This is a genomic window from Agreia sp. VKM Ac-1783 (assembly GCF_900177765.1).
Classification (GTDB): domain Bacteria; phylum Actinomycetota; class Actinomycetes; order Actinomycetales; family Microbacteriaceae; genus Agreia.
The window spans coordinates 157,802-182,335 of the sequence record NZ_FXWI01000001.1; the positions used below are offsets into that span (position 1 = coordinate 157,802).

Genomic DNA, 24,534 nt, shown 5'->3' on the forward strand with positions numbered 1-24,534 from the left:
TTAGCAACGTCGGCATAGGGTTCGGTGGTCACGGCTTGCATCCGGGGGTCGCTGTGATCTTAAAACTGAGAAAAAGTCAACCCCTCTAAAATCGGAACAATCCGTTGTGAAGACTGTTCCGAACACATGAGGGTCCAGGGGCCCTGACGGCTGGCGTTGCACCGGCCCCCCATAACGACCACTACGACCCGCTTCGAGTGAGGAGTGTTTGTGCTCAATTTCTTCTATGTGTTCGACACCGACAATGACCTTTCTCGTGCTCGGCTGCTCACGGCGATCGATGATGGCGCTGCCTCTCCGATGCCGGCCATCGTCGACTACGACGTGATGGAGGATCATTCGGACGGTGATGTTCGGAGCTGGATCGATGCCCAGCTTGCGACCACGTCGTGTCTTGTCGTGCTCATCGGAGAGCACACGTCAGAGAAGCACTGGGTCAAATACGCGATCGGCATGGCGAGGCAGCTCGAGAAGCCGATGATCGGCGTCACCATCGACAAGCTGAATGACGGCGATGGTCGGCAGGGGGCGATCGGCAGCAACCCCTTCGCCAGTGCGGGAATGACAGCCCGGGCTTTGTCATCGCTCGAGATCTACGATCCTCCCTTCGCTACCTCGGCATTTGCGCGCGCTCACATTCGCTATGGTCTGCCCGACTGGGTCGAACTAGCGGTCAAAGAGCAGCTGTGGAGGTCGGATTCTCGCACTCGGCGTTTCGACCGCAGAGAGCAGACGCGCCACGAGGATGCGAGCTGATCGCTCGAGTCATCCGCGGCATCTAGCCCTCATACGGGGGGTCGCATGGATTCGTCGCATCTCATAAAGTGAGCATTATTCATTTTATGGAGTGTGACGATATGGCTAGGAAAACAGCAGCGACGACACGGGTGCGTCGTCATCCGTGGAGGATGGCGGCGGTGATCCTCGTGGTACTCGCACTCGTGGGGGGTGGCTCTGCCGCTGCGTATGCCATGGAGGTCGGCAAGACCTGGGATCAGAAGACGGTGAAGCTGGTCGAGGCCTTCCCGGCTGCTGCTGTCAGGCCCGAGGCGGCCGCGCCGAGCGAGGCTCCCGTGGCTCAGAACATCCTCGTGCTCGGCTCTGACACCAGAGGTGACAGCAACACGACGATCGACGGCCTCGAAGGCCAACGCTCCGACACCATCATGGTCGTCCACATCCCGGCTGATCGGCAGCACATCACGGTGATGTCGATCATGCGCGACAGTTGGGTCGACATTCCCGGGTTTGGCGAGGCGAAGATCAATGCGGCCCTGTCGTACGGCGGGGTTCCCCTGGCGGTGCAGACCATCGAGGGCATGATCGGAGCACGCATCGACCATGTGGCCGTCGTCGACTTCGCAGGATTCCGAGGAGTCACAGACGCGCTCGGTGGGGTGGATGTCTACAACTCGACCGCATTCGACTCATCGAAGATGAAAGGTCACTACTTCGACCGCGGCATGCAGACGATGAACGGCGAAGAAGCGTTGGCCTTCGTGCGAGAACGCTATGCATTCCGAGACGGCGACTTCCAGCGCGCCCGCAATCAACAGGAGTTCGCCAAGGGAGTGATGAGCGAGGTCATGAACGCCGCGATCCTCACGAATCCCGGCCGCATCGGAGGGCTCGTCTCTGCCCTCGCCCCGTATCTTGTCGTCGACAGCGGATTCGACGCGGCCTACGTCGGCAATCTCGCTCTCGAGCTGCGCGACGTCACGCCCACCGACGTGTCGTTCTTCACCGCACCCACGAGTGGCACCGGCACGTCGAGCGACGGCCAGTCGATCGTGAACGTCGACTGGGATGCTTTCGTCGCCGTGAAGTCGGCCTTCCAGAGCGATTCGGCCGAACAATTCGCGGCCCTCGTGCCAGCGAAGTAGGGGCGCACACAAGCCGAAAAGGAGAGGTCGCAATGGCGCGGCCTCTCTTTTTCTTTGCCGCAGCTGGCCGAGCGGAGTCACTCGTAGATTCCGCCGCGTCGAACTCACCTTGTCGTTCGTGGCCCTCTCACCGTGAGAACTCCGTAGCGTGGAGATATGACCTTCGCCTCCCTGAAACGTCTCTTGCTGGTTCTCGCGATCATCGCCGTCGTGGCCGGATCTGTCGCTGCCGTGTACTTCGCAGCCCAGCCGATGTCGTTCGCCTGGGTGGCATATGCGCCGCTGTCGGGCGAGGTGTTCAACCCGAACTCCACGCATCTGGTCGCGGCTCCCACGATGTACGCGCTCGCGGTCGTGGCGCTCGGCCTCGTCGCCGGCGCATTCTGGGCTGGGCTGACGGTGGGAGAGCGTCGCGCCCGAAGGTGACGTACTCGAGGCCTAACTGATGGCCACGCGGATGTTCTCCTGAACTTACGAGAGGCTTACCGGCTCAGAACCCAACTCGTGACGGCACTTTCAGCCCAGGCGGGATGATCGACTGTCGCTGCTGTTTCGAGAACCGCGAGCCGATCACCGTCGGCGCACGATGTTTCTTCGGCCCCGCAGGTCATGGTCGGCACATTTACACATGAAGTCGGCGACCATGACAAGCGCGCTGGTGTCTATGTCTGCGGTCCCGTGGTGATTGGGGACGGTGCTAGAGCGTAACTCGAACGATTCTTCTCCCGGCCGTCGCGATCGCTTCAGGCTGCATCGTCGGGGCCGACGCCGTGGTCACAAATAACACGGAATCAGACGGTCTATCCGCCGATGTTCCAGCGGTGCTGACAAAGGGTCTTTAGTCGGGCGCTGTTCGTGAAGCAGCGTGCTGACGGGAGGGCCTCGATCTTGCGGCCCATCGGGCCAGCTTGTGAGCTGGAGCCTCAACAAATTGGTAGAAGAGCCAGGCGAAGACGAGAGCGAGCGGTACCGCGATGATGGGCACTAGCCAAGCCATGTCTGACGGCAAGAGGAACGCGGTCGTGACGATGATGGGTTCGTGGGTGAGGTACAGGCTGAACGAGATGAGGCCGGACCACTGGATGAAGGGGAGTTGGAGGGCGGAGCGGACTCCCGGCGAGTAGATGGCTAGCCCCACGACGACCGCTGCACAGATCAAGACGACGATAGTGGACGTGCCGGACAGCGTTTCGGGCAGCCACCACCGTGCTGAGAACCCGAGTAGCGTGATGGCTAGTACGGTCGCCCAGATGACACGACTTCGACGTTTTTCTTCGACCCACTTTGCTAGACGGGCGAGATCGGCGAGCTTCGTAGCAATGACGCAGCCGATCATGAAGATCGGGAGGAACATGAGGGGACCGTTGTCGACGACGGTCCCGATCAGTGAGAGGACCACGGATACGGCTGCTATTGGCCATCCCACGCGTGAAAAGCGCACCGCGATCCAGATATAGACCGGGAGAAGCAATGAGAACCAGACCTCCCATCGAAGCGACCATAAGGGGCTGTTCAGATTGTTCGTTCCTGTAAGAAGGGTCGCGTTCCGAAGCGTGGTTCCAATAGTGATGGGCTGGTCGTGGCGTTGTAGCCATTCGCTGATTCCCGGAGTATCGGTTCTTGCTACGACTAGTGCCAATACGAGTGCAAATGCGACGGATGCGACGACAGGCAGGTATAGGCGGATGATGCGGCTCGGGTAATACTCCCGCCAGGAGAACGCCGGCCTGCGGATCACAGGGAGCGTCAGGACTAGTCCGCTCAGGATGAAGAACACATATACAGCCTCGGTGCCTGCCCATAGCGTGTGCAGCGGCGAGTAGACGAACCAGCCGATTGACTCGGGTGCGCCCTGTTCATAGAACCCATCGGCTAGATCTGGAAACACGAGCAACGAGTGGTGCGCCAGAACCATGAGCGCCGCAACCCCGCGCAATCCGTCCAAAGAACCGATCCGCGAACTACCTGTTTCCCCCATCCGCTGAGCATAGTCGAGAGGCGAACACCGGTATGGCGCTGCCCTGACCCGTTCATAGCTGAACGTAATCTGTTCGTCTGTCGCGCGCGGCTACTGTCGTGGATGTTCGAGCATTGCTGGCCGCGGCCGCTCACCTCTGAGACGCTTCTCGAGCGGCTTCTCGACAAGGAAGTACAGGGCAATAGCAGCAGTGGTGGCAACGATGAGCGATGCGAGGAGCGCGACTAGAGCGAACGGGGTGCTCGTCGCAAACAGGTCGGGCGCGACACGCATAGCGATACCGGTAACGATTGTGAGCGTCAACGCGTGAACAAGGTAGAAGGCATACGACCACTCGCCCAACCGCTTCAACGCAGGCGTGCGGAGCCACGCGTGACGCTCATCGAGGTCGTTCTGTGCGGCTGCTCCTATGAGGATGACAAACGGAATCAGGGTGACGGCCACGAGTCCGAAGGCGAGTGGCACGACGCCGGCGAGGACGTAGGCCACGACTGCAAAAACAATCGCGGGTAGTAGCCCGATCGGGAAACGCCAGCCCGAGCGCAGGGCCTTAGCTAGGATCATGCCGAGCGCAAATTCAGTTATCCGCTGGACTGGGAAGACGTAGACCGCCCAGTATTCAGTCGTGTGCGCTTCCACGGGGTTCAACAAGATCGGCACTAGAGCGATCGCTGCGACCGAGACCCCGCCAACTATCCACCTATTTCGTGCCGTACTGATGAGTAAGAAGATCAGCGGGAACAAAGCGTAGAAGAATAGTTCGTCCGACAGAGACCATCCGGGTCCGTTGCCGCCAAAGTAGATCGTCTCGACGGGAATCCACGACTGCAATCCCACGAACGACAGGGCGTCATTTCCTATCGTCCGACTGATTGGTTCGTTGCTGACGAACAGGTGCCAAGCCACAGCAAAAACGAGCACCGTCCAGTAAGCCGGCATGATTCGAGCGAAGCGACGGCGGTAAAACGACCGCAGAGTATCGCCGTCGCGATGCGACCAGGCCAAGACAAATCCGCTAAGGATGAAGAAGAACGAAACCCCGACGAATCCCTGAGTCGTCACCGTCTCGAGAGCGGATTTGACCGAGCTCTCCGGTAGTCGCCAGACAGCGTGACTGCCAAAGACCGCCAGGGCAGCGAAGAAGCGCAGGCCTGTCAATGAATCGAGTCGGCCCCCCGGCTTGTTACTCATGATGTTGATGCTACTGGACGCGTCTCGGCGCAGCCGCGGTGCTCCGGCTCATAACGGCACACTATGTCGCAGTTCGATATGGGAGGCAGGTGAGGCGCCAGCGAATGGGGAAGGGTCGGACACCGGAAACCCGGGTGCGGGCATTTCGGTGCGGGCAAATGGAGGAAAGAGACCCGCCGCACGATGAAGACCGACGTGCTTTGGTTCCTCTAGGAAAGCGGTACTACGTAGCCTGAAACAAGAAAAAATGCGACTACTCCAACTCAGCTGACAACGAAGTAGGGGCGCGAAAAAGCTTCAAGGGGGCAGAACCCCTGCTAAGAAGTGACCTAGGACCACGAGCGCGGCGGCAATCCCGCCCACTCGGTCCAACCTAAGCGAACATCGCCAATAATCGTTCCGGCACTAGTCATGAAGATCCCCGACTCACTGATTATGTAAGCCGGCGTTAGCGGAGCTGAGAACAGGAAGTCGACTGAACTTCCAACGAAACAGTCTTTGGGGGAAGGGCGAAAAGCGCTATGCGCGCCACCATGAGTCCGAGGAGTTCTTTCACAGTCCGCAATCACCCTCTGCTCGATGATCGCTAACTACCTGTGGCTGACGAAGGAGTCTCGCGCAACTGCCGGTTGTGCGTCACCGCAGCAATTGCTTGAGACGACTCTTCGCAATGCGACCATACGTTCGTATCACGCGGCGCGCCGCGCCCACCCGGGTTGGGAGGGGCAAGCTACTCGCCATTGTCATTCTGGTCCAGATGCCTGCCCAGGATCGCAACGCTCGAAGGTTGAGGTGCGGATCGCCTGCAGCAATGCGGCCCGTGGTGCTGTCAGGCCTAACGGTATAGGACCCTCTTGGCTGGGTTGCGAAAGACAGGTCATAGCCCGAAGCGATGAGTCGCCAGACGAGGTCGAAATCTTCCACCGCGAAAACAGATTCCCGGTATCCACCAATTGACTGAAACGAAACTTTGGTGAGGAGCAGCTTGACCATGGGGAATCCGCTCAACAAGTCTGAGGACTGCTGTTTCGATAGATGAGACTTCGACCAGCCTGCCTCTTCGAAAACGCTTTTCCCCAGATCCCGGCGTGGACCTCCCGGTATCTCTTCGAACAAGTCATTGTCGTATGCGAGCACGTCGCTACTCACCTGGCGGAAGAGACCGTTCAGGAACCCGCGTGGCCAAAGGTCGTCTTGATCTAAGAACGTAATCCACTCTTGCGTCGCGTGTCGTGCGCCGAAATTCCTGGCGCCGGCCGTGCCGAGCGCTTCATTTGTTGCGAGCACTCGCAAGCCCTCAACTCTGGCGAGATGTGTCTCGACAAGTTCCAGCTCCTCGCCTCCGTCCACTACGACGATTACCTCGCGGGCGGACTGACTGGCAATAGAGTCGCGAAGGCCGTCCAGGAACGCAGAGCCTCTGTAATACGGGACGATAACGGCGATTGGCAGTGTGCTACCTGAAGCGCTCATCTGCGTGGCCCGGCTGATTGAGGTCGGCCGTCGACTGTTCGTGAGATCACGGACACAGCATATTGGATGTGGATTTCGGCGTGTTTCGCCTATCTCAATACTGTCGTGACGATGTCCGTACTCGCGGAGACCTCGGGCACCCACGATGGGACGAACTGAAGTTACCGACCTGGGCTTGCGGACCTGCGGCTCGCGACGTATTCGCCAAGAAAGAACCCGGTGAGGAAGATGGTGCGTGAAAAGTTGTTTCCGGGCTGACGAGAGGTGTTATGTGGGCGGGTTCAGCAGTCATCGACGTAACTCGCTAACGTGGTCTCTTCTGGGCCTTCGCGCCCGCTTCGCTTATTTTCGTCCCGATGCATCCCGGTCGCGTATGGGAAAAAGGCGAATACTTGTTAGGTTCACCTGCGTAGACCATGATGAGCGAATGCCCACACTCTCGCTCTGTATCTGCACGATGAACCGGCCCGAGGAACTCGCAATAGCCCTGCAAAGCATTCTCGATGGCAGTTCCCTTCCTGAACAAATCATCGTGAGTGACGACGGGGATGGTTCTGCGGAAGATGTCGCAAAGAGGTTCGCCGGAGTGATCTACCTACCCGGGCCTAGGCGCGGGCTGGGCGCCAACCGAAACAACTGCATCTCCGCTGCGACGGGTGATCTGATCGCTTTCATCGATGACGACGTCACGGTTGATAGAGAATTTGTGGCTATTGCGAAGGAGTCATCTCTTGAGCAGGTAATTACTACGGGTTGGGAGCTGAACCATTCTCACGATCCTGCACGGAAGGTGTCGGCCCATAACGCTAGCTTCCTGGGTTTCCAGCGCGTAGCTCCCGGCGAGCAACTAAAAGCGATCTGCATCAACGCGACCGTCTTTCCCCGAGACCTTTTTGACAACGCCTTATTCGACGAGCAGATCCGCTATGGATATGAAGAGATTGACATTGCCCGTCACGCGGTCAGCCTTGGATGGAGCATTGTCTACAACGATGACTTGCACGTTAGTCATTTCCCTGCCGCTTCAAATCGCGAAGGCTACGCTGGCGTCCTAAATGTGTCGCGGATCTATATCACTCACAAGGCGTACCGTCACTACGAAAGAAACCGAGCAAAAGCCGCCGCGTTTAACGTGTTCGCAGCAATCCACCACCTTGCCTACGCGGTCAAGGGTGGGCACCCCTTCGCCGAGGCTGTCTCAACCATCAGGGCCGCTCGGGAGAAGCAGCGAGCATATAGGTAGCAACCCAAGCCTGGCGATTCACGACTAGTTCTGTGTCAGGCGGAGCGATCGTCGCGCTGCTCGCAAGTTCAGAGCGGACAGCACTGTATCGAGATTGGCTCAGGCCCGGGACCATTCATAAAGGGGAGGGCCGCCGGTCCCCACGTCGGAAAGTTCGCCTCACAGGGAGGTCAGAACTAGCGCGCCGTTGAAGACGATATGCGCCACGATCGAACCTCCAATTCGACCGGTAAAGGCGGCGATCGTCGCAGCCGCGAGGCCGAAAAGGAATGCTGAGACGCCGAGAATAAGCGCGGCCATCGGATTGGCAGCTTGCGTCAGGTGCAGCAGTGCAAAGAGCAGCGAGCTCACGAGGATCGCAATGACCGTAGCCGTGCGTGAGCCAAGCAGGCCGATGCTGGCTCGGTGAACAGCTCGTAGCAAAAGGCCCCGGAAGAACAACTCCTCGATGAACGGGGCGAGCAGCACCGGTGCCAAGATCGTGCCGAAGAGCCACCAACCGTCGTAGACGGCATCGCCGAAGCTGACACCCATACCCACCATCCGACCGGTCAAGGCGATCTCGACTAACCCTGCCGCGGCTCGAGCTAGCAGACCTGCACCCACGCCGAAAAATACGTCGAGCCAGGTGATGCGCAGCCCGATGTCTCTGGCCAACGACCGCGTTCCTCTTATATAACTCGCTACGAGGACTGCGCCGAGAAAGGGTACCCACACGACGGCGTAGCTCGACAGAAGAACTAGATGGGGGTCGTAGTAAACGGCTCCGCGCAACCATCCAGTTAGTAGCGAAATCAATACGAAGGCTGCGACGAATCCCACGCCGCTCTCCATGAGGCCTGACTTCGCTCGCGGCATCTCCCATCGAGTCACTGTCATTCGGCAAATGTATCGGATGCGCTGGCCTCGCCCAGGCAGGCCTTAATCGGCAGAATCGCCCCTTAGGCTGGAACCCTCAGATGGCGGGGGACTTCATGGCGAGAAAAACGGCTCGACTGCGGCCAAGCGGCTGGTCGTTCGGTCGAGGTGCTGATTACGTGGCGCTCGCTGTCGTTGCCGTGGCCGCGATTGTTCTCGCGGCGCTCGCCCTCTCCGGAGTCTCCCTGCGGCCCGGAGTGAATCCAAATCCGACGTCGAGGCCGGCCCCGACGTCGTTTGATCTCCCCACCGAGACACCTACCGCAACTCCCACGACAGCACCGGCTGCTTCGGTCTCGCTGCTGGGAGACCAGAATAGCTCGGGCGCCGATTCCTGGTGGGCGCAGTCCATAGAATCCGCTACGGTCGGTGGCGTGCAGTCGAGCGCCCGACTTGGCCTGGAACGGGTGAGCGGATCGACCGCGGCTGTCGCTGATCTGCAGCAAGAGATCGACGCCACCACTTCGCTCAGCGGCTACGTGATCGTGCAGGCCGGATCGACCGACGTAGCCAGAGGCGCCTCGTCGGAAAGTATCGCCGCGCAAGTAGAGACCCTATGGAAAGCAGTAACCATCCGGGGGGCGACTCCCATCGTCGCGCTCCTACCTCCATCCGATGACGATCCCGAGGCCATCATCGCGGTCAACGATGCCCTGAAGACGGCGGCTGCTGCAGCTGGCTATGGCGTGCTCGATCTCAACGCTGCGGTCGCCTCACCCAATGGCACGTGGGTGACGGGGTTCTCTGACGACGGCGTGGTGGCGAACGCCCGAGGCTCACGAATTTTAGCCGATGCGGTGGCCTCGCAGCTGCCCGTTCTGGTGCAAGAAAAGTAATACTCCTGTAATACGCGACGGGTTATCCTTTTCCAACGGACTGGGGGGAGTTCATCATGGGCGAGGTGTATCTCGATTTTGAGAGCGATAAAGTTGCTGTCATCGTCAGGAACGATGCGGCAGGACAGCCGCAGCGGGTGGCGACGGTGTATCTCATGAAGGACGGCTGGCATGCCAAGAGCGCGATGCTTCACACGCGGCACGCGTGGACGGGTCCGTTCGCAACAGCAGATGAGGCCCTTGCCACCTTCGCTCTGGCGGTCCGCGCGTAAGGCTAGAATGCTAGCGACGGCCCGCACTTGAAGACGATCGGCGAAGTGTTCGATCCGGCCCGCAATAGCTTGAACGCGATTCGCCTGTTTCTGGCTGTCATCGTCATCGTCAGCCACTCTTGGCTCGTTAATGGCCTCGGGGTTCCGCCGATGCTTAACGGCACCGATCCTGGCCTGGTGGCCGTAGCCGGCTTCTTTGCCATTTCGGGTTATCTGGTCACGGCAAGCAGGCTTAGATCGCGGTCATTGCTCAGCTATCTCTGGCGACGGTTTCTTCGCATCTATCCCGCTTTTCTCGCCGCGCTCATCGCAGTGGCGTTTGTGCTGGCTCCTTTATCCACGCTCATCGATCCGCACGGCTCAATCGATTGGCGCAGTGGGTTCTCTTACGTTCTGGCGAACGCTGGCCTCTTTGTTCAGCAGACCACTGTTGAGCACACCCTCGTCAACAATCCGTTTCCATTCGTCTGGAACCTACCTCTTTGGACCCTCATCTACGAGGCGCTTTGTTACGTGGTCATCGGTGTGCTGGTTTCGCTTCTGCCGAGAAGGCTTCTTGGTACGGCGCTCGCGATCATGCTCGTCGGTACGACGACGGTGTCGCTGACTTTCCGTTTCTGGCCCGGTGCATTCCCCGCGCCGATTCTGGACAATGCGACGAGCCTCGGGAGTTTCTTCGTCGCAGGTGCTCTGCTTTTTCTATATCGCGACAGGATTCCGGCTTCCGGCCTTCTCGTAGCGCTCACTCTGGCGCTCGCAGTCACTCTTGCTGTGGCGGGCGTCTTTAAGCCGCTAGCCGCGATTCCTGTGGCATACATAATGCTCTATTCAGGAAGCCGGTTCCCAGCCGTTCTCACTCGAATCGGTCGACGCAACGACGTCTCGTACGGAATGTATATCTATGGCTTCCCGGTACAGCAGCTCATCATCGCAGTTCTAGGCGGGACCATGCTTCCTGTCTGGCTCTTCGCCCTGGTCTGTGTGGTGTCGACCGTACCCTTTGCTTGGCTCAGCTGGCTTCTTGTGGAGAAGCCCTTAGTGCGCAATCGATGCGCGGGTGCTCGCGAGAAGTCTCTGATGCAGACTTCCGCATAACTGGGACGTGCATCACTGTTGTCGTTCGGGCGAGAGGACTAGCATCACTCATGGGGGCAGCGTCGTCGATCGAGCTCAGTCGCGATGCCTGTATAGCGGACGAGAGTGATCGGCCTTTGAGCGTGCTCCACACCACGACAATCGTGACGGAGACGGCTTCATGAAAGACGAGATTCCACCTCGCATCACACGGCTTTTCGGCAACGACAAGGCCCGGCCCAAAGTCGTTCGCGTGTACGCCGCATCGTCCGGGTGGGCGCAGGCCCCCGGCTCTCCCGTAGCTACATGGCCGGTCATCGATGAACTTCTCCGACAGGGCCGAACGTCGGCCGAGGTCAAGTGGCGTTTCACCTCACATACAGTGTCGATCCTCGACTTGAAGCGAGCCGTGGAACGAGTTGACTGGTCGTCGGTGGCCAAGCGAAGCGCGAGACGAGGTAGCGGAGAGGCAAACTGATAGTAGGAGTGGCGTTACGTCGACGTAACGAGACAAAGAAAGAACCATTCGATAACTGTGGCACCATGACGGAGGGGGAATTTTGACCCCCATGCTGAATCGACCTCGAGGGGAAGGCCGCTGAAGTGGAACTTCGCGACTACGCACGCATCCTGCAGAAGAGTTGGGTTCTGATCGCAGTACTCCTGTTCGTCGGTATTGGTGCAGCTGCTGGCTTCTCGATCTTGCAGACACCGAAGTACAGTTCGTCTGCCAAGGTTTTTGTCTCGACGTCAGGCGGATCGTCCGTCTCGGATCTGCAGCAGGGCAACACGTTCTCGCAGCAGAGGGTGAAGACGTACGCTGATCTCGCCACCACCCCTATTGTCTTGCTACCAGTTATTGCCGAGCTTGGCCTCGACCTGAGTAGCGCGGACTTGGCCGCAATGGTGACGGCCACGGCTCCGCTGAATACGACGCTGATCGAGATCGGAGTGACCAATGTCGATCCGGCTCTTGCCTCCCAGATTGCCACGGCCGTCTCGGAGAGCCTCACCAAGGTTGTGGAAAAGATCGAGACGCCTGCCGACACAGGATCGACCACGTCGCCGGTCAAGCTCACGCTGGTACAGCATGCCGAAGTTCCTCAAGTTCCCGTCAGCCCAAATATCCCATTGAACATCGCGCTAGGTGGCCTGGTCGGTCTCGTTCTAGGAATCGCTATCGCCGTTCTGCGCGAGGCATCCGACAATCGGATTCGCAGTGAACGCGACGTCGAGGCAATCACCGATGCCCCAATCCTGGGTGGAATCGTCTTCGACTCGAAGGCAGCGGAACGCCCCCTCATCGTTCACGACGATCCTCGCAGTCCTCGGGCCGAGTCGTTCCGTACGCTGCGAACGAATCTGCAGTACCTGGATGTCGGGCGTGAAAGCCGCTCCTTTGTCATCACCTCTTCTATTCAGAGCGAGGGCAAGAGTACGTCTGCAGTCAATCTCGCGATCGCTCTGGCTGATGCTGGTTCACGAGTTCTCTTAGTCGACGCGGACCTGCGCCGCCCCAAGATCCACGAGTATCTGGGGCTGGAGGGGGCAGTCGGACTCACCGATCTGCTCATTGGGCGCGCGGAGCCGGAAGACGTCATCCAGCCGTGGGGTCAGCGTGATCTATTCGTGCTTCCGGCTGGAACCATCCCGCCGAACCCAAGCGAGCTACTCGGGTCGGATGCGCTTCTGAAATTGGTCAGCGAATTCAACCGAGCCTTCGACGTTGTTCTGTTCGATTCAGCTCCGCTTCTGCCCGTCACTGACGCAGCAATTTTGGCTCGCACTGTAGGGGGAACAATCGTGGTGTGTGCTGCCGGGCGGACTCACAAGAATCAACTGAGGGGTGCATTTACTGCTCTCGCGAATGTGGATGCGCCTGTCTCGGGAGTGGTTCTGACGATGCTCCCGACGAAAGGTCCCGACGCATACGGTCATGGTCGGTACGGGTATGGGTATACATACGGTGACGCCCTATTGCCGGGCGAGATCGCCTCAAAGTAAGCGAGCAACGTCAACAGGAGTGCCGTCATGATCGAGTCGGATGCCCAAGGTGACTTCTTCGACGTGCTATTCGTGTGCACGGGCAACATCTGTCGTTCGCCCTTGGCCGAGCAATTGTTTCGCTCTCAGACGCGCTCGTTGTCTGACCTCATCAGCACGCGCAGCGCGGGAACGCATGCGCTTACAGGTAGGCCCATGACACCTGAGGCTGCCGCCTTGTCACAGGCTCTCGGCGGTGACCCTTCTGGTCACGCGGCGAGGGACTTATCCGCGGCCGGAGTCAAACGAGCTGACCTCGTCCTCGTTGCTGCGCGCGAACACCGTTCAGCTGTCGTCTCGCTGGTGCCCAGAGCGTCTCGCAAGACGTTTACGCTGCGTGAGTTTCAGCGTTTGCTCGAGACGCATGCCGAGCGCATGCCGAGGGCAGATGCTGATCCTGGGAAGCGCAACCGAGAGGGACTGGGTGGTTTCATCGCCGAGGTCTCGTCCATGAGGGGGCTCTCTCGCATCGTCACACGACCAGTCGACGACGACATCGTTGATCCCTATCGTCGATCACTTGAGACCTACGATGAAGCGGGCCAATTCATTCTTGCCGCAGTCACCGCTGTAAGCCAGAGTCTTCGGGCGGCAACAAGCTTGGCCCCCGAGCGAAATCACAACGATGCGTTGCGTAGTGGTAATCTCGCAACTGGGCCAGCGCCTTTCCGCTCAGCTCAAGCGGGAGAACAATGATTGGACAAAAGGCCCACCGGCTCTTCGCCGCTGGCACGTCAGGAGCTACCAGGGATTGGCGCAGACGCTATGCCTACGGCCTTGTCGTCACAGATTTACTCGTTCTCGTCTGGGTTATCTTTGGAACGCAGATCGCATGGTTCGGGCTGACCAGTTCCGATGTCGAGGTCAGCGGGCGTTTTAGTGGGTTTGCGTTGACCTACTCGACAATGTCGGTACTCATCGTTGTTGCATGGATGTTGCTGCTCGGCATTTTTGGTACGCGCAGCTACCGCGTTCTCGGTACCGGCACCCAGGAATATCGGCTCATCGCTGATGCGAGCATTCGTCTTTTCGGACTGGTAGCGATTGTTGCGTTTCTCTTCAAAATCGACTTCGCGCGCGGCTACATTCTGATTGCCTTCCCCTTGGGCGTTTTGGTGCTGCTGTTTTCCCGGTGGATGTGGCGACAGTGGCTAAGTGTGAAGCGAGCCCGCGGAGAGTACTCGTCCCGCGTTCTTCTCGTAGGATCCGAGGCATCGACGACGTACCTGGCGAAGGAGCTGGCGCGCTCGCCATCGGCGGGATATTTTGTCGTGGGTGCATGCGTTCCGGATGGGTCCGTAGCCGGATATCTACAAGACACATCCATACCTGTGTTCGTCAGCATTGACCGTCTCGCTGAGGCGATGGCCAGCACTGGGGCTGACACCGTGGTGATTGCGAGCAGCGAGAGTCTCTCTGCCGAGAAGATTCGTGAGATCAGTTGGGGCCTGGAACCGGGGCGACAACACCTTGTCGTTGCGCCGAGCCTGACAGACATTGGGGGGCCACGTATTCACACGCGGCCTGTAGCCGGGTTGCCCCTGATCCACGTCGAGACCCCTCGCTACACGGGCTCTAAGCAATTCACGAAGCGAGCATTCGACATCGTCGCCGCTCTGCTTCTCATTCTCGTTTTGTCACCGCTGCTGGCGATAATTGTCGTGAGTATCAGGCTGAGTTCATCCGGGCCGATCTTCTTCCGTCAGGAACGTATCGGCATCAACGGTTCCCGGTTCCTCATGCTCAAATTCAGATCCATGGTGACCAATGCCGAAGAGATGCTCGAGCAGCTTCGTGCGCAGCATCGTGACAAGGGCAATTCGATTCTGTTCAAGATGGAGAACGACCCTCGAGTAACGCCGATCGGACGGACACTCCGCAGATTCTCCTTAGACGAGCTGCCCCAGCTTTTCAACGTTCTTAGGGGAAGCATGTCACTCGTGGGCCCTCGCCCGCCGCTCGAACGTGAGGTCGATCAGTATGATCCGCACGTGCACCGTCGCTTCCTTGTGAAACCAGGCATCACCGGTCTGTGGCAGGTCAGCGGTCGATCGAACCTCTCATGGGAGGACACTGTGCGACTGGATCTCTACTACGTGGAGAACTGGTCCATCACGGGAGACATTCATATCTTGTGGCGCACGGCGAAGGCTGTCATCGCGCGCGACGGCGCCTATTGAGACCCGGGTTGACCGATGCGACCAGGACCGTCACCGATGTCGAGAGATGCAATGAGCTTGCAACACGGACGTTATTTGAAGTCGCTACGATGGCGACAACACTCTGGGGGGATTTGTTATCTATGAAGCATGCCGACCGCACGACGACCGGTTGTCAGACGGGCCACTCGACACCTCGCCCAGTCTCCGCCTAAACGAACAACCGTCGCACGACCAATCATCGATAAGGAATCCCATGCCTCGCGCCCTCATTTCAGGAATCACCGGCCAAGATGGCCTCTATCTTGCAGAACTGCTCCTGGATAAGGGGTACGAGGTCTTCGGCCTCATGCGAGGTCAAAACAACCCCAAGCGAGAACTAGTAGAGACGACAGTCCCCGGCGTGAAGATACTTACTGGGGATCTCACCGATCTATCCAGTCTCCTCCGAGCACTGGAGTCGTCGCAGCCCGACGAGTTTTACAATCTGGGAGCCATCTCTTTCGTCGCCTACTCATGGGAGAACGCACACCTGACCTCAGAGGTGACGGGAATGGGTGTGTTGAATGCTCTTGAGGCGGTGAGGCTCTACTCGCACGACGACCCGAAGAAGGTGCGGTTTTACCAGGCATCGAGTTCGGAGATGTTCGGCAAGGTTCAGACAGTTCCCCAAAACGAAGACACGTTACTGTGGCCGAGGTCGCCCTACGGTGTCGCAAAGGTCTACGGCCACTACATGACCATCAACTACCGTGAGTCCTACGGTATGCACGCGTCGTCCGGAATCCTCTTCAACCATGAGTCCCCTCGCCGCGGACCGGAATTTGTCACGCGCAAGGTGACTCAGGCGGTTGCCCGCATTTCACTGGGACTGCAGCAGGACATCACCCTGGGAAACCTGGATGCGCGACGTGACTGGGGATTCGCCGGCGATTACGTCGACGCAATGTGGCGAATGCTGCAGCAGGATGAGGCCGATGACTACGTCATTTCGACCAACGAGACTCACGAGATCCGCGAGTTGCTGGATCTAGCCTTCAGGGCGGTAAACATCGATGATTGGGTGCCGTACGTCAAGCAGGATCCCCGCTTCATGCGCCCCGCCGAGGTCGATCTGCTGATCGGCGACTCAACAAAGGCGAGATCTGTGCTCGGATGGGAACCCAAAGTGGACTTCCCTTCCCTCGTGAGCATGATGGTGGAGAACGACGTCGCAGAACAGAAGCGCCTGGCGAGGATCTGATCAGATGCCTACAGCTCTTATTACCGGGATATCGGGACAGGACGGGTTCTATCTGTCGGAGCTACTTATCGCCTCGGGGTACGAGGTCCACGGAATCGTTCGTTCATCGACTGCAGCCGATTTGCCGTCAGTACCTATGGAGTCGGTACAGCTTCATGAATTGGACGTTGCCTCGCCCGGCGATATAGATGACGTCGTACGATCTGTCGCCCCGGACGAAATCTTCAACCTCGCAGCTTTGAGCTCCGTTTACCGCTCATGGCAAGATCCTGTTTTGACTGCTGAGGTGAATGCCATTTCCGTCGCTCAGCTGCTCGAGTCCGCTTGGAGGATTCAGGAGCGAACTGGGAAAGCGGTCCGATTCGCACAGGCATCCAGCGCTGAGATCTTTGGAAGAGCAAGTGAGTCGCCGCAGACTGAGTTGACTCCTATCAATCCCTCCTCCCCATACGGGGCCGCGAAGGCCTACGCGCACCATATCGTCGGTGTCTACCGGCAGCGTGGCATGTTTGCATCCAGCTGCATCTTCTACAATCACGAATCGCCTAGGCGTCCAGAGTCATTTGTGACGAGGAAAATCACCTCAAGTGCAGCGAGAATCGCAAGCGGGCTTCAAGACAAACTCGAGCTCGGTAGCCTTGAGTCGCGTCGTGATTGGGGGTGGGCGCCAGACTTCGCAAACGCAATCCGTCTGGCCCTGACCGTCGATCGCCCCGATGACTTCATTATCGCTACCGGTGAGTCTCACTCTGTTGCCGACTTCGTCGAATGCGCCTTCGCCAGAGTGGGTATTGATGATTGGCGCAGTGTGGTGTCGATTAATTCCGAATTCTCCCGTCCCGTTGACCCAGCGGAACAGGTAGGGGACGCAAGCAAGGCTCGCCGGGTACTAGGGTGGGCGCCCACTGTTTCATTCCGCGGAATTGTTGAAGCAATGGTCGATGAGGACCTCAGAATCCTTCGACAGCAGTAGTCCATTTGGCGTTCGGCGCAGCTGGGGAAACTGATGTGAGTCTAAAGACGCTTCGAGTTCGCTGGGCGATACCGGCGGAGTATTGTGCGAGATCCGAGTCGAACCGCGCCGAATAATACGACGCAAATGGCCATGTGCGCGCCGGTGAGTGTGCCGGCAGCGTTGAAGAGCGCAGCAGCTGATGCAAGTGCCACCAACCCCATGCCTGACGACAGTGTCAGTGAACGGGCGTCTTCGCTCGCTGAGTCCAAGTAAATGCGCAGCTGCCATTGATCGTTCAAGAACTGCGAAACGATGAGGATCGCTGTGACGAGGGGCAAGCCTTCGTACCCAGGGCCAAACAGCGATGTTCCGTAAAAGATGACGATAAGAAGTACCGGAACCGCCACCGCAATCGACATTGCGCCGCCGATGAGAGTGCGCCGTCGTAAAACGGATGTGTTCGCGTGCAAGGAGGCGTTTGCCCCGGCAAACTTCGAGTAAGTCACGTGATTCAACGCCTGAGTCAGCCCGCCTGACGCGCTGGCGCACGTCACTGCCACCGTGTAGACCCCGAGCACTGACGCGGGGCTCAACGAGGTGAGAATAAGTTGATCAAGGCGACCGCCCACGCTATCAAAGGCTGACGTTGTCCAATATCGCAGACTAAAGTTCCATGGAATTGGAACCCGGCGGGCTCGTCGTAGGGCCGGGATGGCGTAGATGCATCCAAGCAAAGTGGCAACGACACTCGCGAGGAAGGTGATGCTGAAGGCAACCTCAAGCGTTAGGTGGCCAAGGACGAAAGCGACGATATAGCCCACCGAAGGCAGCACAACATTAGCTATCCGCGCCAGGTTAAATCGCCACATCTGCCCTTTGATCAACACGTATTCCAGCCCCAGCTGGCTTAGTCCCGTCAAAATCAAAACCGTGGCTCCGATACGAATGCCCAACGCTATCCGTTCGTCCCCGTTCGACAGGGTCTCAGATCCTGCAAGGGCTAGGGCGGCACTTGCTGGCCCTAAGACGCCAATAACGACGACACCCCACCCAGACACGGATGACCGTCTGTGTTCCTGGACTGAAAGTCCACGCGGTAACCCGAGGAACGCTACCCAGGAGAGGACCTGAGTAGCGACAAACGCTGCGGCTAATACCCCTCTTCCGTCGGGTCCCAGCGTCCTTGCCAAAATCGGAGCGGAGACGAGGCTGAGACCCATCCCCGCGTATGTAACGAACGCTGTTTGAAAGAAGCGTGCAAATGAAGGGCGGCTCCCATCGAAGAACGACCGCAAGAGTTTGATCATCGAGATAGTCGCCGGTAGATGTCCACTAGCCGATCGCCGGATGCCTCGGATGTCAGATAGTCCACGGCTGCAGAGGCGGCCTGTTGTTCTGGCGTAGAGAGGGTGCCGGTTCCTTGAATCCGTTTTTCGAGCTCACTCCGTAGTTCGCGCTCAGGCACGAGGCTGATCGGAGGCGTCGGCTGGACGGCGTTGTAGATGTATGAGCTGCCAGGGTTGTCGGTCACGATGGCGTAGGTACCCAGAGCCATTGCCTCATAAAGAGGGATGCCGAAACCCTCGTACTCCGACGGCGCCATCAATACCCATGACGAAGCAACGGTCTCCCTGACAGCTTCGTCGGAGGCGCCCGACATATGAATGGTGTCGGTCGACCAATTCTCTCGGTCGTTGGCGGGGCCGATGACCGAGAGGGTGATCGGCAGGCCCGACTTGGATTGAGCCTCCCGCACGGCCCGGGCGACGAGCCATCCTCTCTTACGGCCGTGAAACGAGCCGATGAAGACGACTGAAGGCGCTTCCGACTTGTCGACGCCGCTGACTTGCGGCACCTTCGTCACTGGCGGCATGAGAATGTCACAGCGGAAAGTGTCGAAGGAATCGGGGCCGATTGCGATCCTGTACTTGGCTCGCGCTCGAGACCATGCCTCGGTCAGAGCGAGAACGTAGTGGTTCAGGCTGCGAAGGCCACGCGATGCACGTGCCTCGGCCAACGACGAGCCAAGAAAGGTTCTCACTATCGGGGCGCCATTCTTGGCCAACGCCCAGTCGTCGCCGAACGCATGAATTACGTCTGCTTCAATGGAGGCGACCAGCCGACGAAGCCGCAGCGGAGTCAGATAATACCGGGCGAGGCGACCTGATACGCGAGGAACATAAACCATGGTGGCACCTTCGAGCGGAGTGCCTCCGGACAGCGTTACGACGGTGAGATCGACCTTCGTGCGCAGTTCCTCCGCGATCCTGAATGCATAGCGGCCGACGCCGCCAACATGCCCGGCATGGGGCCACTCGAGGCTGATCAAGACGACCTTCACCATGTCAGCGAACCCCTTCGTACAGCGCCAGATGTCTCTGTGCGATGACGTCCCATGCGAAGGTCTCGGCATGAGCTCGACACTCCTGCGCCGACGGCACATGGCCGGAGAGGGCCTGAATGATGCGGTCAGCCAGCGCCTCCACCGATCCGCGCGGCACGATGAGCGACTCGTCCAAGCCCCTCACCGCATCAGGAAGTCCGCCGCAATCGGTGACAATAGGCGCGCGGCCCGTAGCTAACGATTCAAGGGCGATAAGTCCAAAACCCTCGAGAGCGAGGCTGGGAACCGCCGTGATCGACGCTGACTTGTACTCCTGCCGCAGTGTCTCGTCATCGAGGCGACCGAGAAAAGTGATTTTCGCCGAGCTAGCAGCCGCCAGCGACCGCAACTCCTGTTCGAAAGTGCCGGTGCCGACGACGCGCAACTCTGCACCAGGAAAGTGCTTATCCACGTCCTCCCACGCTTTGATGAGCACGTCGATGCCCATGCGCTTCTCCAGTCGCCGCACGCAGAGAACCTGGGGAGCGCCACCTCGCTTCGACGTCTCATCGCTGAATTCGAAGTCATCAATGTTGACGCCGGGCGGGATGATGTGGATCTTGTCGGCGCTCATGCCATAGTTGTTGGCAAGAATCTCTTTGAAGGGCCGAGAGAGAACGATGAAGGCGTCCGCGTGCTTGTACGCACTTCGCTCCACAGCGGTTTTAGCGCGTGTCACGAGCTTGTTGGCTCCGGCGACCGCGCTTTCTGCCGCCCAGGGGCCCTGAAAATGAACCACCATGCCGGCATCCGGGCTTGTCTTGGGGGGCCGGGGCGACCCGTAGAGCGAGAAATGCTTGTCAATGATGTCGATCCCGGCTGCGTCGGGTGCGCGGCGGGATGCCAGGACGCGAGACACGGTGCTGCCGCCAGTGGGGCCCCATGAGGTTCCTCCCGGTGCGGGATCACCGAACGCCGCCCCAGAAACTTGTATCCCCGGCTTCGCCGTCATCGCGAGGTAGAGGCCTTCGAAGTATCGATTAAGACCGCCTTGACGGCTCGAGAACCACTCGGAGCCAGTCATATGAATTTTCACTGCTCGTTCTCAACCCTCGTCATTGTGTGCCGCACCAGGACCCTGTCAATTGTCACGGTCGTGCCACTTCCTTGAAAAATGCCTGGTGCAGATCTGCGACCTCAGCGTCGGAGAGGAGACCCGGTGCGCGCCGAGCCCCGTCTTCGAGAGTGCGCCTGATCGATACATGGCTCACGCGGCGAAGGTTTGTCATCAGGGACTCCTCGTCGCCCATCTCGAAGAGAAGGCCCGACTTCTCGTGTCGGATCCATTCGCTAGGACCACCCACCGAAGTGGCAATGATCGCCTTGCCGGCGCTGAGATACTGCAGAATGTTCTGCCCGAGTGGCTCAGGCCTCGTCGACGCCTGCACACACACGTCGAGGCTGTCGATGAACTCCGGCACATCGTCGATGTGCCCCAGAAACTGAACCTGATCCTCGATGCCGAGTTCCCGCGCGAGGCCCTCCAGTTCGACCAGAAATCCTTCGTGTCCGAAGGCCGCATCTCCCGCAAGAAGAAGCTGTACCTCGCCCCCGCGAAAGACCCCGGCGAACGCTCGTATAAGCAGATCCTGACCCTTCCAGGGGTCGAGCCGCGCGACCATGCCGACTCGGGTGAGAACGTCCTTCGATGGTGAACTGCGCCCGGTGGACTCGATGCCTGCGGCGCTCGGAATGATGACGTGTTTCGTCTTGTTCGAAAGAAAAGGGGTGGCAGACGCGAGGGTCGACTGCGAGTTCGCGATCACACCGGCAGCTCGCGCGAGCGCGATGCGGGTGAACAGGGCATATCCGACGGAGCCCAGGCTTGGCTTGTCGACCAGATCGCGAAGGTGCACGACAAGCGGCGTGCCACTACCCACGCTCGCGATGGCGGCGTAGACGGCTGCCCTCGATGTATTGGTGTGGATGAGGTCGGCGCGAGCGAAGGCTCTGCTGCGCCGGATGCTGACGGCCTGGCCGAGCGCGGCCGCAGCGAATCGAGCAATGCCAAGGATCGAGCGGCTGCTGCTTGCGCCGAACCGTTGCCGAGGTCCGATTGTCTCGACCGTCACGTTTGGCAGACCGGACAGGGCGCCGTAGACGTTGAAAGACCCGGACTCAGCTGCGGGCAGACCCAGCGTCGCCGCCCACGACGCTTTCTTCAGCACCCTCAGCAGTGCGTATTCCGCACCGCCGCGCGCCTGGGTGTGGTCGAGGTGCAGAACCCGCAGCTGGGGGCCTCCGCGGCTCATGATCCGACCCACCCGCTGATCTCTTTCGCGAATGACGAACGGTCGAAGGCCCAGGCGCGGCTGACGCAGTCCGCCGGTTTCATTGTTGTCACCGTCTTCGCCGCCTCTCGCAGCTCGTCCGCGCTGAAGTTCTCGAGAAGCACCCCGGTCTTGCCATGTTGCACCGTCTCCGAGGCGCCTCCGATGGCGCTTGCGACTACCGGCGTTCCTGTCGCCATCGCCTCGACGGGCATGATTCCGAAGTCTTCGACAGGGGGGAACATATAGAAGAGAGAACGAATGTAGAGGGCCCTGAGAAGCGCATGGGAGGGCCGTCTCACAAATGTCACTCGCCGGGGGTGTTCGAGCGCCTTGTATTGCAGCTCGCCGAGTAAGGGACCGTCGCCGGCAATGACAACATCGAGATCGGCCGCTATACCCATGTCGATCACGAGATCGAGCCGCTTATACGGAATGAAGCGGGATGCGCCGAGAACAAAGGTGTCGGGCAGCGTGGCGAGGAGCTTCTGTTCACGCTCACTCAACTCGTCGCTCTCCGAGATGAATCCCTCGACGTCGACGGGCGGATAGATGACCGTGCTGTCGCGGCCCCAATTCTCTTTGATTCTGTCGCGAACGAAATTGCTGATGGCCGCAATTGCGTGCGGCTCCTGGGCTCGCTTGCGATCGATCCTCTTGAGGGGCACCGACACGGCCCGGGCTGGCAAAGACGATCCTCGCTTGTCCAGCTCGGGGTTCCAGATGTATCTCGCCGGCGTATAGGCGTAGACATATTTGGCTGCCGCTCGAGCAGGACCTGAGAAGCGGGCGTGGTGCGCGAACAGGTGTGAGCTGCACAGAATCCACTCGGCGTCGCTGTTGCCCAGATGGCGCCAGGTGGCGGGCATCAAGGGCACGGCAATTCCCTTGTGATTTCGAAGCGGTGTCCGCGACATCCACGTTTCCGAAACCCTGTCTGACGTGAATCGCTCAGGCGCGGCATTCCACAGCGCTTTGATGGGCGCATCAGGAAAGATCGCCGCGAGCTCTTCGACGACTTTCTCGGCGCCCCCGTGAGGCTCGAGCCATTCGTGCACAATCACACCAGTCAAAACCATTCCCCCCGAATGTAGCTCTGCTCCCCTTCGCAGGACGTTGTGAACCACGACCTTTGAGCATGCGGCGCTGCATCCATGGAGACCTCGGGACGTCGGCCCCTCGGCTAATTGACGCTCAGCTTACGGTATTTGCCCGAACGGTCCGGTTGTCTTTTGTCAGGGTGGTCTTCGTTGGCGGGTATTGGCGTTCGCGTCTGTCTGGACGCGAAATACGCTTTGGCCGTCGCGGCGAATGCCAAGCCGATAACGATGCCAAATGTCGAGAGAAATACATTGCCTGAAACGCTTGAAACCACGATGAAGATAGAACTCAACGACGCCGTCTCTGCCCGGCGCGCTCCCATGTTTCTTAGCGAGATCAACAGAATGAGTAGGCACAGAACGGTGATAAGAATGCCGGCGATGTAGCCGTACTGCACGATCGTGTCGCCAACCAGACTGTCGGCTCGATTTTCCGACGGATTTCCCACCAAGTATTTGAGAGGGCTGAAGAAGTACTGCAGGATCCCGAGGCGGGCCTGGAATGAGCCGTCGGTGTCGGAATCGAACTCGGTGTAACGGTCCGCCGACAAGATGGACGAGCTGCCGTCGAGAGCGTTCAGGATTCGAACCAGGACGAGCGCCACCAGAACCACAAGAATGATAGGTAAGAAGCGTCCGAACCCCTTGCCTCGAATGAGTGCCAACACGACCGCGCAAATCGCTACGGCTAGGAGGGCCGTTCTCACACCCGAGAGAATCAGCGGAACGGTCAAGCTTGCAGCGCACGCGAACCAGAGAACCCTCGCAACCAGCTTCGGTGTGATGGTCGCCTTCGCGAGGGCGACTACGCTCGCAAGTCCCACGAAGAGCGCGTAAGGCCCCGGCGACTCCGAGGCGCCGAACACACGCACCTCAAGTGGGTTGGGGGCTCCGATGCTGTTGAGGTCCGACGCGATCATCCATGATTTGTCCCATTCGGGCAGGAAGAAGAACTGATACACCCCGTAGAGCCCGACCAGAATTCCGAGGACTGGAATCACCCGATCGGCGGTGAGCCAAACATCCGGCACCCTGCCGTCGACGACTAAGGGGATGAGTATGAGGGGAACGACGATGGCGCCCGCGGCGTAGAGGGGCGCGATTGCGGTGACAGTGCGCAGGACAAGCGTGAATGCCACGGCTACTGCGAAGGCGATGACGAGTCGATTCACCCAGTTGGCACGAGTTTGCTTTTCGTGTTCGTGGAAAAAGCGAACCAGAAGAACCGACATCACGAGGATGAGCGGAACGAGCACCAGGGGATCTGAATCGACACGGCCACCGCTGACCAGTCTCCGCACCAAAGAGATCAAGGGCACGAGCACGACGGCGAAAATAAGCACGCGACGAACGTTGTACATGCACAGCGCACTCAGAACGATCAGGACCGAGAGGGTGATCTGCACGTCTAGTCGCGACGCAGCTACGCCGGCCACAGCCCCCAGTGCAATCAGAGCGCACAGCGCTACGACGGTGCGCGTCACGCTCTTCCCCATAGCGTCAACTTACAGGG

At 59.2% G+C, this 24,534-nt stretch carries 22 protein-coding genes; 12 read left to right on the top strand and 10 right to left on the bottom strand.

All coding sequences use genetic code 11. The annotated features are described in order from the left end of the window. Positions 1-210: 210 nt before the first annotated feature. The 3 genes from CCK87_RS00785 to CCK87_RS00795 all read left to right on the top strand — a co-directional run bounded on the left by CCK87_RS00785 (position 211) and on the right by CCK87_RS00795 (position 2,309). The gene (locus CCK87_RS00785) at positions 211-756 is read left to right on the top strand and encodes a TIR domain-containing protein (protein ID WP_140162734.1); all 546 of its coding nucleotides are present in this window, start codon (positions 211-213) and stop codon (positions 754-756) included. Between the two features lie 101 nt (positions 757-857). Beyond that, entirely contained in the window at positions 858-1,883 is a 1,026-nt protein-coding gene (locus CCK87_RS00790; RefSeq protein WP_170927090.1) for an LCP family protein, read from the top strand. Between the two features lie 156 nt (positions 1,884-2,039). Next, positions 2,040-2,309 carry a hypothetical protein gene (locus tag CCK87_RS00795; protein ID WP_086459626.1) on the top strand — a complete coding sequence of 90 codons (270 nt, stop codon included), beginning with the start codon at positions 2,040-2,042 and terminating at the stop codon, positions 2,307-2,309. Between the two features lie 412 nt (positions 2,310-2,721). Here the strand turns inward: CCK87_RS00795 and CCK87_RS00800 are convergent, their stop codons facing one another. The 3 genes from CCK87_RS00800 to CCK87_RS00810 form a co-directional block, all read right to left on the bottom strand. Continuing rightward, entirely contained in the window at positions 2,722-3,861 is a 1,140-nt protein-coding gene (locus CCK87_RS00800; protein WP_086459627.1) for an acyltransferase, read from the bottom strand. Between the two features lie 90 nt (positions 3,862-3,951). Further along, positions 3,952-5,052 carry an acyltransferase gene (locus CCK87_RS00805; RefSeq protein WP_086459628.1) on the bottom strand — a complete coding sequence of 367 codons (1,101 nt, stop codon included), beginning with the start codon at positions 5,050-5,052 and terminating at the stop codon, positions 3,952-3,954. A 636-nt stretch (positions 5,053-5,688) separates the two neighbouring features. Further along, the gene (locus CCK87_RS00810; RefSeq protein ID WP_086459629.1) at positions 5,689-6,525 is read right to left on the bottom strand and encodes a glycosyltransferase; all 837 of its coding nucleotides are present in this window, start codon (positions 6,523-6,525) and stop codon (positions 5,689-5,691) included. 427 nt (positions 6,526-6,952) lie between these two features. Here CCK87_RS00810 and CCK87_RS00815 point away from each other — a divergent pair, with 427 nt between their 5' ends. Continuing rightward, positions 6,953-7,768 (top strand): glycosyltransferase family 2 protein, encoded by an 816-nt coding sequence (locus CCK87_RS00815; RefSeq protein WP_170927091.1) that lies wholly within the window; start codon positions 6,953-6,955, stop codon positions 7,766-7,768. Between the two features lie 159 nt (positions 7,769-7,927). On the opposite strand, the gene CCK87_RS00820 is transcribed toward CCK87_RS00815, so the two are convergent. Next, positions 7,928-8,425, bottom strand: coding sequence for a CPBP family intramembrane glutamic endopeptidase (locus CCK87_RS00820; RefSeq protein ID WP_170927092.1), 498 nt, complete (start codon positions 8,423-8,425; stop codon positions 7,928-7,930). A gap of 317 nt (positions 8,426-8,742) precedes the next feature. Between CCK87_RS00820 and CCK87_RS00825 the strand changes: the two genes are divergently transcribed. The 8 genes from CCK87_RS00825 to CCK87_RS00865 all read left to right on the top strand — a co-directional run bounded on the left by CCK87_RS00825 (position 8,743) and on the right by CCK87_RS00865 (position 17,286). Continuing rightward, positions 8,743-9,522: an SGNH/GDSL hydrolase family protein gene (locus tag CCK87_RS00825; protein WP_170927093.1), complete on the top strand. Its 780-nt coding sequence runs from the start codon at positions 8,743-8,745 to the stop codon at positions 9,520-9,522. A 56-nt stretch (positions 9,523-9,578) separates the two neighbouring features. After that, the gene (locus tag CCK87_RS00830) at positions 9,579-9,794 is read left to right on the top strand and encodes a hypothetical protein (RefSeq protein WP_086459633.1); all 216 of its coding nucleotides are present in this window, start codon (positions 9,579-9,581) and stop codon (positions 9,792-9,794) included. A gap of 27 nt (positions 9,795-9,821) precedes the next feature. Continuing rightward, positions 9,822-10,889 (top strand): acyltransferase, encoded by a 1,068-nt coding sequence (locus tag CCK87_RS00835; protein WP_086459634.1) that lies wholly within the window; start codon positions 9,822-9,824, stop codon positions 10,887-10,889. Positions 10,890-11,471: 582 nt separating this feature from the next. Continuing rightward, on the top strand, positions 11,472-12,872 hold the full coding sequence (locus CCK87_RS00845; RefSeq protein ID WP_086459636.1) for a polysaccharide biosynthesis tyrosine autokinase: 1,401 nt from the start codon (positions 11,472-11,474) through the stop codon (positions 12,870-12,872). Positions 12,873-12,899: 27 nt separating this feature from the next. Continuing rightward, positions 12,900-13,607, top strand: a complete 708-nt coding sequence (locus tag CCK87_RS00850) for a hypothetical protein (RefSeq protein WP_086459637.1) — start codon at positions 12,900-12,902, stop codon at positions 13,605-13,607. Next, positions 13,604-15,091: a sugar transferase gene (locus CCK87_RS00855; protein ID WP_086459638.1), complete on the top strand. Its 1,488-nt coding sequence runs from the start codon at positions 13,604-13,606 to the stop codon at positions 15,089-15,091. The genes CCK87_RS00850 and CCK87_RS00855 overlap by 4 nt, the downstream gene beginning before the upstream one ends. A 235-nt stretch (positions 15,092-15,326) precedes the next feature. After that, complete coding sequence (locus CCK87_RS00860) at positions 15,327-16,313, top strand: GDP-mannose 4,6-dehydratase (protein ID WP_086459639.1); 987 nt, start codon at positions 15,327-15,329, stop codon at positions 16,311-16,313. 4 nt (positions 16,314-16,317) lie between these two features. Then, positions 16,318-17,286, top strand: a complete 969-nt coding sequence (locus CCK87_RS00865) for a GDP-mannose 4,6-dehydratase (protein ID WP_086459640.1) — start codon at positions 16,318-16,320, stop codon at positions 17,284-17,286. A 41-nt stretch (positions 17,287-17,327) separates the two neighbouring features. Here CCK87_RS00865 and CCK87_RS00870 read toward each other — a convergent pair whose 3' ends face one another. The 6 genes from CCK87_RS00870 to CCK87_RS00895 all read right to left on the bottom strand — a co-directional run bounded on the left by CCK87_RS00870 (position 17,328) and on the right by CCK87_RS00895 (position 24,505). Further along, complete coding sequence (locus CCK87_RS00870; RefSeq protein ID WP_086459641.1) at positions 17,328-18,575, bottom strand: oligosaccharide flippase family protein; 1,248 nt, start codon at positions 18,573-18,575, stop codon at positions 17,328-17,330. Next, entirely contained in the window at positions 18,572-19,612 is a 1,041-nt protein-coding gene (locus CCK87_RS00875; protein ID WP_170927094.1) for a glycosyltransferase, read from the bottom strand. The genes CCK87_RS00870 and CCK87_RS00875 overlap by 4 nt, the downstream gene beginning before the upstream one ends. 1 nt (position 19,613) lies before the next feature. Continuing rightward, on the bottom strand, positions 19,614-20,675 hold the full coding sequence (locus tag CCK87_RS00880) for a glycosyltransferase family 4 protein (RefSeq protein WP_086459643.1): 1,062 nt from the start codon (positions 20,673-20,675) through the stop codon (positions 19,614-19,616). 64 nt (positions 20,676-20,739) lie between these two features. Beyond that, on the bottom strand, positions 20,740-21,903 hold the full coding sequence (locus CCK87_RS00885) for a glycosyltransferase (RefSeq protein WP_086459644.1): 1,164 nt from the start codon (positions 21,901-21,903) through the stop codon (positions 20,740-20,742). Next, positions 21,900-22,790, bottom strand: coding sequence for a glycosyltransferase (locus tag CCK87_RS00890; protein ID WP_249273714.1), 891 nt, complete (start codon positions 22,788-22,790; stop codon positions 21,900-21,902). The genes CCK87_RS00885 and CCK87_RS00890 overlap by 4 nt, the downstream gene beginning before the upstream one ends. Before the next feature lie 314 nt (positions 22,791-23,104). Next, positions 23,105-24,505, bottom strand: a complete 1,401-nt coding sequence (locus CCK87_RS00895; RefSeq protein WP_140162735.1) for a hypothetical protein — start codon at positions 24,503-24,505, stop codon at positions 23,105-23,107. Positions 24,506-24,534 lie beyond the last annotated feature (29 nt).

Bases quoted from the DNA above. Each gene is read 5' to 3' on its own strand.
- CCK87_RS00830 (WP_086459633.1), top strand. From the start codon at position 9,579: ATGGGCGAGGTGTATCTCGATTTTGAGAGCGATAAAGTTGCTGTCATC.
- CCK87_RS00855 (WP_086459638.1), top strand. From the start codon at position 13,604: ATGATTGGACAAAAGGCCCACCGGCTCTTCGCCGCTGGCACGTCAGGA.
- CCK87_RS00880 (WP_086459643.1), bottom strand. From the start codon at position 20,675: ATGACTGGCTCCGAGTGGTTCTCGAGCCGTCAAGGCGGTCTTAATCGA.
- CCK87_RS00790 (WP_170927090.1), top strand. From the start codon at position 858: ATGGCTAGGAAAACAGCAGCGACGACACGGGTGCGTCGTCATCCGTGG.
- CCK87_RS00875 (WP_170927094.1), bottom strand. From the start codon at position 19,612: ATGGTGAAGGTCGTCTTGATCAGCCTCGAGTGGCCCCATGCCGGGCAT.
- CCK87_RS00870 (WP_086459641.1), bottom strand. From the start codon at position 18,575: ATGATCAAACTCTTGCGGTCGTTCTTCGATGGGAGCCGCCCTTCATTT.
- CCK87_RS00805 (WP_086459628.1), bottom strand. From the start codon at position 5,052: ATGAGTAACAAGCCGGGGGGCCGACTCGATTCATTGACAGGCCTGCGC.
- CCK87_RS00810 (WP_086459629.1), bottom strand. From the start codon at position 6,525: ATGAGCGCTTCAGGTAGCACACTGCCAATCGCCGTTATCGTCCCGTAT.
- CCK87_RS00800 (WP_086459627.1), bottom strand. From the start codon at position 3,861: ATGGGGGAAACAGGTAGTTCGCGGATCGGTTCTTTGGACGGATTGCGC.
- CCK87_RS00850 (WP_086459637.1), top strand. From the start codon at position 12,900: ATGATCGAGTCGGATGCCCAAGGTGACTTCTTCGACGTGCTATTCGTG.
- CCK87_RS00815 (WP_170927091.1), top strand. From the start codon at position 6,953: ATGCCCACACTCTCGCTCTGTATCTGCACGATGAACCGGCCCGAGGAA.
- CCK87_RS00885 (WP_086459644.1), bottom strand. From the start codon at position 21,903: ATGAGCCGCGGAGGCCCCCAGCTGCGGGTTCTGCACCTCGACCACACC.
- CCK87_RS00825 (WP_170927093.1), top strand. From the start codon at position 8,743: ATGGCGAGAAAAACGGCTCGACTGCGGCCAAGCGGCTGGTCGTTCGGT.
- CCK87_RS00890 (WP_249273714.1), bottom strand. From the start codon at position 22,790: ATGCCCGCCACCTGGCGCCATCTGGGCAACAGCGACGCCGAGTGGATT.
- CCK87_RS00860 (WP_086459639.1), top strand. From the start codon at position 15,327: ATGCCTCGCGCCCTCATTTCAGGAATCACCGGCCAAGATGGCCTCTAT.
- CCK87_RS00795 (WP_086459626.1), top strand. From the start codon at position 2,040: ATGACCTTCGCCTCCCTGAAACGTCTCTTGCTGGTTCTCGCGATCATC.
- CCK87_RS00865 (WP_086459640.1), top strand. From the start codon at position 16,318: ATGCCTACAGCTCTTATTACCGGGATATCGGGACAGGACGGGTTCTAT.